Source organism: Deinococcus pimensis DSM 21231 (assembly GCF_000519345.1).
GTDB lineage: Bacteria > Deinococcota > Deinococci > Deinococcales > Deinococcaceae > Deinococcus_A > Deinococcus_A pimensis.
Map to the genome: position 1 here is coordinate 403,086 of NZ_KI912671.1, position 251 is coordinate 403,336.

Annotated in this window: 1 protein-coding gene; it reads right to left on the bottom strand. The window is 71.3% G+C overall.

All coding sequences use genetic code 11. The annotated features are described in order from the left end of the window. Positions 1 to 251 (bottom strand): hypothetical protein (locus DEIPI_RS40520; RefSeq protein ID WP_211238337.1); only part of this gene is annotated, 251 nt, incomplete at both ends.

A 251-nucleotide genomic window follows, 5' to 3' on the forward strand; every position in this document is an offset into this window, starting at 1 on the left:
GGCCGACCAGCCGTGGCACAGCGAGGTGTTGTAGCTGCCGTACCCGGCGAGGTCGTCGCCGATCATCGACACGGCGTGCGGGTCGGGCTGCGCGAGCCACTCGGGTTCGAAGGCCTCCCACAGGCTGGTCGCGCCGCTCGTGACGAGCGGACCCCAGTGTCGGCGCAGGTACGCGAGTCCCCACGCCGCGTCGGTGACGAGCCGAGCGGCCTCGAGGTCGTTGAAGCGGTGCCAGAACGTCATCCGCAGCG